This is a genomic window from Natrinema sp. CGMCC1.2065, assembly GCF_051225675.1.
Taxonomy (GTDB): Archaea; Halobacteriota; Halobacteria; order Halobacteriales; family Natrialbaceae; genus Natrinema; species Natrinema thermotolerans.
Window position 1 is genome coordinate 180,720 of record NZ_JBPJSJ010000005.1, and the last position, 9,768, is coordinate 190,487.

A 9,768-nucleotide genomic window follows, 5' to 3' on the forward strand; every position below is an offset into this window, starting at 1 on the left:
ACAACATTAATGACCAACGGCACCAACCGTTGGCCAGACCGTGTCCCGAGCCGGCCAGCACGTCGTTTTCGTCGGTAATCCGACGCCGCCGTGTGACCTCGACGCCGCCTTCGACGTGGTCACGGCGGGCGACCGGGCGGCGGTCGTTGACTGCCTCGAGACGACTCGCGTCGACTGTGTGATCGTCGACGGGACCGGCAGCGATCGCGTTGAAACCGTCGCCGAAGTCCGCGACGTCGCACCGGCGGTGCCGATCATTTATACGACGGCGACGCCCGATGGGAGCGCCGCGGCCGCGGCGACGCGGGCGGGTGCGACGGAGTACGTCGTCCGGACGGGCGAACCATCCCTCATCGATCGCATCGAGGCCCTCTCGAACGGCGAGGGAGACAGCACGATCCGACCGGCCACGGTCGACGCCGCGACCGAATCGCCCGCTTCGGCCGACGTGGGAACCGACCTCACCGCTCGGACGGAAACGGTTGACGGGCAGGCCCCACCGGTCGGGCCTGCGGAGCGCGACGCGATCCTCGGTCGACTCCACGCGATCGTGTCCGGGGACGACCCGTTCGAGGAGCGACTCGAGGACCGGTCCCGACGGCGCGAACTCGAGCGGGGTCGCACCGCCCGCGGACGCACCCTCGATCGGCTCGACGACGCCGTCATCGTCGTCGATTCGGATCGGCGATTCGTCCACGTCAACGATGCCTTCGCCGATCTCGTGGGTGCTGACCGAGAGGGTCTCGTCGGGCGTTCGGCGGCGTCGATCATCGACGAAGATGCGTACCGTGACTGGATGGCCGTAGTCGGATCACCGACCCCCGGCGAAACGGTCGAAACCGAACTCCAGCGAGTCGACGGCGGAGTCGTCCACGTCGAGGCTAACGTCACGCCGCTTTCGGCGGCCGGTTCGGACGATATCGCGTTCGTCTGCGTCGTCCGCGACGTGACCGAACGCCGCCGCCGCGCGGACGTCGTCACCGGGTTGCTCGAGACGACCCGCTCGCTGTTCGCCTGTGAGTCACGTGCCGACGTCTCGGAGGTCGTCGTCGAGGCCGCCGAACGCGTCCTCGGGTTCGATCTCGCCACGGTCCGGCTTCACGACGCCGATTCTGACGATCTCGTCCTGACGGCCGTCTCGGAGGCAAGCGGCGATCAAATCCGAAGGCGAACGCGAGTCGGCCTCGGCGAGGGGCCGATGGGAGAGGCGTTTCGCCGGGGCGAACCGGTCCTCATCGAGGACCTCCGAACCAACTCGCCACACGAGTACGACCAGCTGCAGGCCGGCATGTGCGTCCCGCTCGGGGACCACGGATTGCTCAACGTCGGGTCGCCGGTCGTCGACGCGTTCGACGACCAGCACGTCCAGCTCGCGCAGTTGCTGACCGCCAGCGCGGCCGCCGCCTTAGAACGGGCCGAACGCGGCGAGGAACTGCTGCGCCACGAACGGATCCTCGAGACCGTCGAGGGGATGGTGTACGCCATCGACGGCGACGCTCGCCTGACGCTCGTGACCGACCCGCTCGCCGAGCGGTTGGGCTACGATCGCGACGAACTCGTCGGCGAGCCCGTGTCCCGCATCTTCGCCGACGAGTCCGACGACCGCGCGGTCGACCACATCGAGGACCTGCTCTCGGACGCCGACTGCGACAGCGGGACCTTCGAAGCCACCTACACGACCGCCGACGGGGAGCGGTTCCCGGTCGAGATCGAGTGTTCGCTGTTGCCCCACGACGGCGACGACGACGAGTTCCACGGTACCGTCAGCGTCGTCAGGGACATCACCCAGCGCAAGGAACGCGAACAGTACTTGCAGGTCCTCAACCGCGTCCTCCGGCACAATCTCCGGAACGATCTCACCGTCGTCATCGGCTACGCCGAACTCCTCCGCGAACGGCTCGACGACCCGGACCTCGTGGCCGCGGCCGACACGCTCAGAGAGACCGCGGCCGACCTCGCGGGTACCAGCGAGAAGACCCGTGCCATCCAGTACGCGCTCGATCGCGACGGCGACCTCGAGCCGATCGACGTCACCGCGACCGTCACGGAGACCGTCGAGGGGCTCGACCCCGACGGCGCGACCGTCTCCGTCTCGGCGGCCGACGACCCCTCGGCCTGGGCCGACCCCGGACTGGGGCTGGTCGTCGAGAACCTCGTCGAGAACGCCATCCGACACGGGGGTCCGGAGCCGACCGTCGAGGTCGCCGTGGCACACGAGGACTGTCGGGTCCGGCTGGCAGTCGCCGACGACGGGCCCGGTATCCCGCCCGCCGAGATCGACGTCGTCACCGGCGAAAGCGACATCACGCAGTTGACCCACAGCAGCGGGCTCGGCCTCTGGCTGGTCCGGTGGATGGTCGACAGCTACGGCGGCAGCGTCTCCTTTCGCGAATCGGCCCTGGGCGGCAGCCGGGTCGAAATCGCACTCGAGCCCGCGCCGTCGGCCTCGCGTCACGGGGACTGAACCCGGCAACGCGCCCGCGAACCCGGAACCGCAACCCCTACCATACCGGCCGGCTGACCCCTATCCATGCAACTGGGCGTAATCGGACTCGGACGAATGGGACAGATCGTCGTCGACCGAACCCTCGCGGCGGGCCACGACGTGGTCGCCTTCGACCTCGACGAGGAAGCCGTCGCGACGGCCGCCGACGCGGGCGCGACCCCCGCCGACTCCATCGACGACCTCCTCGAGCGACTGGGCGCGGACAAACGCATCTGGCTGATGGTCCCCGCCGGCGAGGCCGTCGACGTCACGCTCGAGGAACTCGCACCCCACCTCGACGGCGACGACGTTGTCGTCGACGGCGGGAACTCCTACTTCGAGGACTCGGTGCGCCGGGCCGAGTCCTGCCCCGCGGCCTACCTCGACTGCGGTACCTCCGGCGGCCCCGCCGGCGCGGAACTGGGCTTTTCCCTGATGGTCGGCGGCCCCCAGTGGGCCTACGACGAACTCGAGCCCGTCTTCGACGCCGTCGCGACGGGCCCGGACGGCCACGGGCGGATGGGCCCCGCCGGCTCCGGCCACTACGTCAAGATGATCCACAACGGCGTCGAGTACGCGCTGATGCAGGCCTACGGCGAGGGGTTCGAACTGCTTCACGAGGGCCGGTACGACCTCGACCTCGAGTCGGTCGCGTCGGTCTGGAACAACGGCGCGGTGATCCGCTCGTGGCTGCTGGAACTCTGCGAGGAGGCCTTCCGCGAGGAGGGGTCGGATCTGGGCACCGTCGCGGACCGCGTCGAGGGCGGCTCGACCGGCACCTGGACCGTCCAGGAGGGGCTCGAGCAGGAGGTCCCGCTGCCGCTGATCTACACCGCCCTCTCCGAGCGGTTCGGCTCGCGGGCCGACGACGGCCGGTTCTCGCGACGGCTCGCCAACCGCCTGCGGTACGGTTTCGGTCGCCACGAGGTTCCCCGGCGGGAGTGAGCCCGCGGTCGGCGACGCCACGGCCGGGGTACCGAGAGCGCCGCCGTCCCACCGACGCTCTGCCGCTCGCGTATCGGACAACCTGACTGTCGTTTCGTCCAGAACGGATGGGCTGCAACAGTGGGATATTTTCTTTACCGACGGCCCCCCAGCAAGAGTGATGCAATCGATCGAGACGACAGCCGTTTCTCTCAGTGAAGGCGAGCAGCTCAGTATGGCCGTCATCGACCTCGTCTCCCAACTCGAGGATGCCGATCCAACGGCGCTCGAGCCACTCTACGACGCGATCGATCCCGACGTTCTGGACTCGCTGCCCGACGCCGCGGGCTTCGACAGTCTCGCGTTCGACTATCACGGCTATTCGATCACCGTCTCTGCTGAAGCGGGTGGGATCGAGGTCGCGCTCGAGGACTCGTCCGAACCCGAACGAGGTCGGTAGGCGGCTCGGGGAGGGAATTGGTCTCCTTTTCGTGGTGGTGGGTTCGCTCAAGGGCGCGTAGTGCAGTGGACGGAGTCTTGGTTCCGGACAGAGGTGTTGCCAAGGCGACAGCGCCAAAAATTACAGTGTCCCCACCACCTCTATGCACAGAACTCCAGTTGAATCACATGAAACGGGATAAATTAGTACAATAATATATAATTATATTAGTGAATAATATTCCCTACCATAATATATCTCGTCGAAAATATTGGTAGCTAGTTATCTTAGTGAATTGCAGTTAACTTCATGTAGACAAAAGACACTATATCAGAAGGCTCAAACTACACCTATTCGTTCAATAATATATGAATGGTAAGCTAGAGTCTTGGATCAGCGAAGCTATTGACTGTCATGACGATGATGGAGTTATCCGGAATGAAAATATTAGTAGAATTGAACGTCTGATGCCATTAATAGTCAAGGAAATACCTATAGATAGACATGCATTCCGAGTATCAGAGGAAACCATTGAAGGAAAAATCAGATCACTTCTCCAAGAAGTACATGATGATCCTAATCCCATTGACGAATTTGAAAATCGACTTTCCAACATCCAGAGAGACCTTGGTATCAGTGGAAAGAACTACTATACAGTTGCTTTCCCATTAAATATAAAATTCTCGGCTGGAGATGAACCACAGGTATTTGACATGCTTAATTCACAGGTGAAACGGATTGGGCGGAATAAATGGCGGCAGGACTATGCAAATCCGGCCAAAGATAACGACCATAAATTGGAGCGATTTTTGAAAAAGTCACCGAATGATTTAGATACACTCAACCATACATACTGGAAGGTGACCTACCGGGCAGGAGATGAACGCTATGCCGTTAACAAAGTTTCAGAGATTATCAACCTGCTGTGTGGGAAAATAAATTATTCCATCTATTATAAACGGGCACAAGGAATGAGTGTTAATTCCGGTCCCTGGGTTTCTGGTTGGGCTGACCTTCGATCTCCCTTTGTGTATCTCGTTTTTGAGGATGGATACTACAATTCCTATCACTATAGTCGCGATCCAAGCCCCCGAAAGACAACTCGAGTTACCAGTCAGAAGAGAAGACGATATGATGCAGTAATGCCAGAAATCCCGGATTTCGGTCAAAGCCCAAACAAAGTAGATGATGTTATAATCTCTGGGTTTCAGTTATTCCAATCCGCAATAGCTGAACCCGATCTTGACGAAGCTTTTCTACATTATTGGCGAGCTGTTGAAACACTCACAATGACTAACCCTGAAGAGCGGCTTGGAAAAATTCCAGAACGAGCTAAGGCGTTGATCGAACCAAAGAATCCAAAACTGTTTGATGACCGTCTCGAGCGTGTTAGGAATATGAGGAATAAACTTGTGCATGAAGGGGTGGATGTTCATCCTGAGAAAGAAGATCTGAATCTGCTCAAAACTCTCTTAGAGTCACTTATTAAGTTCTTTATCGATTTCCGGAATGATTGGGACTATGATGACTTCCGCTTTATTCTAGATACGGCATCAACTGACAAACATGGACTTCAACAGATGAAGAGTCACCGTAAGCGGGAAGTGGAACTTATCGATCAACTTCTTACCCACAAATCGATTTAGCCACTTGACTATACATCCTTCCCTAGGGTTGTACGTCGATAGAATCCGATTCCCGAATATGCACACGAGACGCAAATCCTCGTGAGCATATCTCGAGTTGGGCTACTGGTAAGAATGGAATCCATCCCTGAGTGGCCGACAAGTTCCCCCTCGCCCATGTTCAAAATTAGTGGTGTGGTAAGCCGAAATTGGTGAATGGCGGGTCGTATGTGCGAGTATGAGAATTCGAACCGTCGCTTCTTATCCATCTGCGTCTGCGTCCCTCGATAAGCGATTAGTTCCTCAAATTAGACCTGAGTGGACCTCCAAGGGCCCGAAATCGAAAATAAGCCGAGTCTGTTCATACATGCCCTGACGAACCAAAGCCGTTACCTATCCATCGCTGTCCTGCTGACGATCCTGCTCGAGCGTCCCGGGCTCTGGACCCCGAAACGCCGTCGTGAGCGAGCGACTACGAGACACCCCCGGTGTATCGCCGTCGTGGGCCGCTGGGTCGTAGGGAATCGCCATCTCGGGACCGAACAGCAGGAGGCCGACGTGGCTGGCCTCGGCTCTGATCTCCCGAACGTGTCGGCAGGCCTCGGAGCGATCGTCGGCGGTCGAAACCGTCCGCTCTGTCGTTGGTTCGAGAACCAACGCGGAAAGAATACTGATTGGGGGATCACCGAACGGCCGCTCGAAGCGACCAGCCGAAGCGGTCACACCGGCTCCCGAAGCGCCCAACTATCCGCGAGCGGCTCGAGCCGGTGCGGCTCACACCCTCGCGTATCGAGGATCCCGGCGTGGAACAGCATCGTCTTCAGCTGGAAGACGGTCGGCGAGTGGTAGATCGCGCCGTCCTCGAGCGGCTCGCACCGCAACTCGCCGTCGTCGGTGAGGACCCGGCCGCGGACGCCGTCGTCGCCGCGGACGAACAACTCGACGGTAAAGGAGGGGTGGAGTTCGTGAAGGTATTCGACGACGTCGACCAGCGAGGGATCGGCGATCCCGTCCTCGTGCATGTGCTGGAGTTCCCGGACGAGCAGGCCCGTCGCCTCGTAGTCGAAGAGGACCCGCCGAGCGAGCCGGCCCCACGCCGGCGCGAGATCGACGAACCGTTTCCGCGAGCGGTACCAGTCCGCGAACTCCGAAAGCGCCGCCTCGACCGACCCGCAGTGGCTCTTCGCGAACCGGACGACTTCCTCGCCCAGCGGCGTCAGGGAATCGCCCTCGAGACCGGGCCGGTCCTCGAGCAGGCCCAGGAACGCGGCCCCGCGGCGCGCGTCGTCGACGGCCCCGACGACGTCGTATTCCGACAGCAGCGTCGCCGTCTCGCCGGCCGCGTAGTGAGCCAGCGGATACCCCAGGTAGTTCTTGGGATGGTTCAGCCCGAAGGAAGCGTCGGCGACCCCCTGCACGCTCGCCTGGAACCGCAGCGCCGTCGCCTCGGTCGTCGTCCGGTTGCCGACGACGCGGGGCACCTCGAGGGGCTCGACCGAGCCCGCGCTGTCGACGCCGAGGATCCCGACGTTCAGTTCGGTCGCGAGCGTGCGGTCGGTCTCGGAGACCGCGTCGATCGGCGCGGCGAGATACGCCGCGTTCGCCTCGCCGAGCCGGTCGTAGGCCTGGACGATCCCGCGCTCGGTGTCGACGCCGCCGCTGGTCTCGCCCTTCGCCTCGATCGCGATCAGGGGCGGGTCGTCGCCGACCCGCTCGACCGCCAGTAGCTCCGGCTCGAGGGCACGCACCCCGACGAGATCAGGGTAGCCGCTGCCCAGCCGGACGTGGTTGAACGGGGCCAGCCGCTCGCGGATCGCGGGCGCGACCGGGCGGCCGGGGAGCCACTCCTCGCTGGCGAACTGGGTGTCGGCCACCGCGTAGGCGGGCGACTCGTCGTCGGCGGGAAAGAGCCGCCGCTTGGCGTGGGCGAGTACCCGCGGTTCCGACAGCGGCCGGGCCGCGCTGCTCATGGCTCAGGATTGCCCAGCGGTTTGAAGAAGGTTCCGGCGGGGGACCGAGCGCCGGTCGGCGCAGACGCGAACGCGTCCGACTCGAGCGAACGCGAGCCCGCCGAATCGCCACCCCGCCTCGAGAACAAGGGTTAGTAGCGTCGGGCCCACAGGGGAGATATGAGCGAGGCGACGCTCGTCTACGACGACGACTGCGGGTTCTGTACGTGGTGGGCCGACTTCTTCGACGACCGGACGGACCTCCGGATCGTCGGCTTCAGCGATCTCACGGACGACCTCCTGGCGCGACTGCCCGAGGACTACGAGGAGTGTTCCCACATGATCACCGACGAGGGGGTCTACTCCTGCGGGGCCTCGATCGAGGAGGCGTTCAGGCGGACGGACGTCGTCGAGCCCGCCGGCGACGCCGTCGAATTCCTCCGGCAGTTCGAGGACTACGAACGGGTCCGGGAACGCGCCTACCGCTGGGTCGCCGACAACCGCGGCCGGTTGGGGTCGTACCTCTCGAAGACCCCGCCGGCGCGGCGGGAGTCGGACGACGGATATAGTAGCCGCTGAAAGTCATTGCACACCTGATCGCACGACAGCGTTGCGATCAGTGTGTGAATCGTTTCAGCGGCTACTATAGCGCCGAGTCGTGCCGGCCGTGGCTCGCGACCCCGACGCCTCGAGCGAGCGCGACAGACCCTCGAGGCCGGCGCGGCCGCGGCCGTCAGGAGTCGCCGTACCGAAACCGCAACGCGCCGCCGGCGACCGCCACGACGAGCCCCGCCGCGGCCAACAGCCCCAGCCCCGGCGCGTACGAGCCGGTGCGGTCGTACAGCGTCCCGACCAGCACCGGCCCGAGGAAGCCGCCGATCTCGCCGACGGCGAAGATGAAGCCGACCGCGGTGCCCGTCAGCCGCGCGCCGATCCCCTCGAGTTCCGGCGGGATCGCCCGGATGAGCGGCGAGAGACCGCCGAAGCCGAACCCGGTGACGAGGACGCTCCCGAGCAGGAGAAGGCCGAGCCCGCTCGAGATGACGCCCGAGAGGCCGACCGTGGCGATCAGCCCGCAGCCGATCAGGGCGGTGCGGCGGACCCCCAGCCGGTCGGCGACCGCCGGGACGGTCACCACGCCGACGACGTTCGCGGCCACCAGCAGGCTCGTCGTCCGGCCGGCCCGACCCGCCGAGTAGCCCCGGGCCTCGAGCAGCGTCGGGAGCCAGCTCTGGGTGCCGTGGGCGATCAGCAGGTACATCGTCCCGACGACGACCACCAGCTGCAGTTCGCGGTGAGTGAGGACGAGTTTCAGGTCGCGAGCGATCGCCGCAGGCGAGAGCGAGGAGTCCGCGTCGTCGGCGTCGTTGGCCGCTCGATTGCGGGCGTCGATCCCCAGTCGGTGCGCGACGCCGAGCCACAGCAGGCCGTACGCGATCGCGACGACGCCACTCCAGAGAAAGAGGGGCCGCCAGCCCCCGAGCAGCGGGCCGAGAACGGGCCGGCCGACGGCGAAAACGCTCGCAGTCCCCGTCGACGCGCCGACCAGATAGATCGAGGACGGGAGGCCGGTCTCGTCGGGCGGGAACAGCACCGAGACGAGCTTCGGGAGCCCGAAGGTGATCGCGGTCGCGCCGACGCCGATCAGGAGGGTCGCGGCGAGCAGGGAGGGGAAGCCGGCCGCGAAGCTGCGAGTGACCTGTGCGATGCCGTAGATCAACACGCCCGCGGCGAGGCTCCGGCCCGGCCCGATCCGGTCGACGACGACGCCCGAAAACAGCGCGATCGGGATGTAGGTAAGCGGCACCGCCCCGGCGACGACGCCGGCCTGGGTCCCCGAGAGACCGAGATCGTCGATGATCGTCGAGAGATAGGCCGGCAGCGAGAACCAGACGAACATCAGGCAGGTATAGCCCAGCGTCCCGACGACGACGGCCGCGTACGCGCGGCGACGGTCCATCCGTCCAGTCATCCGGCCGTGGATCGGTCACGGCAATCCCTGTAGTTTGTCCTCCCGGTACGTCTCCCCGGCACCGGAACCGAGCGCGCCAGTTCATACGGTCTACTGTCCGGCATTGTCGGTGGGACATCGGGACAGCAAACCGTATCAGTCCGCGAGCAGCGAGCGCTCGGCGTTGCCGACGACGAGCAGGGTGCCGATCACGACGGCGACGGTCGTCACCAGCGGGTTCACGAGCCCGAGGACCGCCGGCGGGATCGCGAGGGCGTTGTAGGCGAACGCGAGCCCGAGGTTCTGCCTGATCCGGTCGCGGGCTGCCCGCGCCAGCGCGAAGGCGCGCTCGACCGCGGCGAGGTCGTCGTCGGCGATGGCGACGTCGGCCGCGT

8 protein-coding genes and 1 pseudogene are annotated in these 9,768 nt (G+C 64.2%); 5 read left to right on the plus strand and 4 right to left on the minus strand.

Annotated elements, in window-relative coordinates; genetic code table 11:
- Positions 1-40 precede the first annotated feature (40 nt).
- The 4 genes from ACSBP4_RS07875 (at position 41) to ACSBP4_RS07890 (ending at position 5,494) form a co-directional block, all read left to right on the plus strand.
- The gene (locus ACSBP4_RS07875; protein WP_435551851.1) at positions 41-2,464 is read left to right on the plus strand and encodes a PAS domain S-box protein; all 2,424 of its coding nucleotides are present in this window, start codon (positions 41-43) and stop codon (positions 2,462-2,464) included.
- A 66-nt stretch (positions 2,465-2,530) separates the two neighbouring features.
- Positions 2,531-3,430 (plus strand): phosphogluconate dehydrogenase (NAD(+)-dependent, decarboxylating), encoded by a 900-nt coding sequence (gene gnd / locus ACSBP4_RS07880; protein ID WP_373631657.1) that lies wholly within the window; start codon positions 2,531-2,533, stop codon positions 3,428-3,430.
- 160 nt (positions 3,431-3,590) lie between these two features.
- Entirely contained in the window at positions 3,591-3,869 is a 279-nt protein-coding gene (locus ACSBP4_RS07885) for a HalOD1 output domain-containing protein (RefSeq protein WP_435551852.1), read from the plus strand.
- Positions 3,870-4,216: 347 nt separating this feature from the next.
- Positions 4,217-5,494 carry a hypothetical protein gene (locus tag ACSBP4_RS07890; RefSeq protein ID WP_435551853.1) on the plus strand — a complete coding sequence of 426 codons (1,278 nt, stop codon included), beginning with the start codon at positions 4,217-4,219 and terminating at the stop codon, positions 5,492-5,494.
- A 372-nt stretch (positions 5,495-5,866) separates the two neighbouring features.
- On the opposite strand, the gene ACSBP4_RS07895 is transcribed toward ACSBP4_RS07890, so the two are convergent.
- Together ACSBP4_RS07895 and ACSBP4_RS07900 are read right to left on the minus strand one after the other, a co-directional pair.
- Positions 5,867-6,130 (minus strand): hypothetical protein, encoded by a 264-nt coding sequence (locus tag ACSBP4_RS07895; protein ID WP_435551854.1) that lies wholly within the window; start codon positions 6,128-6,130, stop codon positions 5,867-5,869.
- Positions 6,131-6,192: 62 nt separating this feature from the next.
- Positions 6,193-7,443 carry a hypothetical protein gene (locus ACSBP4_RS07900; protein WP_435551855.1) on the minus strand — a complete coding sequence of 417 codons (1,251 nt, stop codon included), beginning with the start codon at positions 7,441-7,443 and terminating at the stop codon, positions 6,193-6,195.
- A gap of 159 nt (positions 7,444-7,602) precedes the next feature.
- Here ACSBP4_RS07900 and ACSBP4_RS07905 point away from each other — a divergent pair, with 159 nt between their 5' ends.
- Entirely contained in the window at positions 7,603-8,001 is a 399-nt protein-coding gene (locus ACSBP4_RS07905) for a thiol-disulfide oxidoreductase DCC family protein (protein ID WP_435551856.1), read from the plus strand.
- Positions 8,002-8,155: 154 nt separating this feature from the next.
- Here the strand turns inward: ACSBP4_RS07905 and ACSBP4_RS07910 are convergent, their stop codons facing one another.
- A complete protein-coding gene (locus tag ACSBP4_RS07910) occupies positions 8,156-9,394 on the minus strand; it encodes an MFS transporter (RefSeq protein WP_435551857.1) in 1,239 nt (412 codons plus the stop codon).
- Positions 9,395-9,529: 135 nt separating this feature from the next.
- Positions 9,530-9,768 (minus strand): annotated as a pseudogene (locus ACSBP4_RS07915) (hypothetical protein); the annotation flags it as partial.

Excerpts from the sequence above, each read along its gene's own strand:
- gnd (WP_373631657.1), top strand. The coding sequence starts at position 2,531 with ATGCAACTGGGCGTAATCGGACTCGGACGAATGGGACAGATCGTCGTC.
- ACSBP4_RS07885 (WP_435551852.1), top strand. The coding sequence starts at position 3,591 with ATGCAATCGATCGAGACGACAGCCGTTTCTCTCAGTGAAGGCGAGCAG.
- ACSBP4_RS07890 (WP_435551853.1), top strand. The coding sequence starts at position 4,217 with ATGAATGGTAAGCTAGAGTCTTGGATCAGCGAAGCTATTGACTGTCAT.
- ACSBP4_RS07900 (WP_435551855.1), bottom strand. The coding sequence starts at position 7,443 with ATGAGCAGCGCGGCCCGGCCGCTGTCGGAACCGCGGGTACTCGCCCAC.
- ACSBP4_RS07905 (WP_435551856.1), top strand. The coding sequence starts at position 7,603 with ATGAGCGAGGCGACGCTCGTCTACGACGACGACTGCGGGTTCTGTACG.
- ACSBP4_RS07910 (WP_435551857.1), bottom strand. The coding sequence starts at position 9,394 with ATGACTGGACGGATGGACCGTCGCCGCGCGTACGCGGCCGTCGTCGTC.